We start from the raw sequence: 431 nt of genomic DNA, 5'->3' as shown, positions 1-431 counted from the left end.
TGTGCCCCTTATGACGGGCAAGGGCATCCGTGATGCAGGCGCGCTCCAGCTCGTCGAGCCGATCCTGCAGCGTGCCGGAGGCAGCATAGGGCTCCACCGGGCCCTTGTGCGCCGCAGGGCCGAAAGGACAATGCGTACTGTGCAGTTCACGCGGCAGATGCTGGGGCAGGATCAGACCATCCTGACCGACAAGGAGCACGGCACGCTCCATGACGTTCTCCAGCTCACGGATGTTGCCGGGCCAGGTATAGCGCTGCAGCATGTCCATGACGGCCAGCGAGATGCGGATGCCCGAACGTCCGTTGGCCGCAGCGTATTTGTCCACGAAATAAGCCGCCAGAGGCTGGATGTCGTTCTGCCGCTCGCGCAGGGGCGGCATGTGGATGGGGAAAACGTTCAGACGGTAATAGAGATCGCGGCGGAAGGTGCCC

General features: G+C 63.6%; 1 protein-coding gene. It reads right to left on the bottom strand.

The genetic code is table 11. The features are described from left to right. Positions 1 to 431: AAA-type ATPase lid domain-containing protein (locus JWG43_RS18595; protein WP_504208234.1), on the bottom strand; the 431-nt coding region annotated here is incomplete at both ends.

Origin of the sequence: Desulfobulbus alkaliphilus (assembly GCF_016918545.1) — a bacterium.
Lineage (GTDB): Bacteria > Desulfobacterota > Desulfobulbia > Desulfobulbales > Desulfobulbaceae > Desulfobulbus > Desulfobulbus alkaliphilus.
The sequence above is the reverse complement of the archived record's forward strand: the minus strand, read 5'-3'. Positions and strand labels throughout refer to the sequence as shown.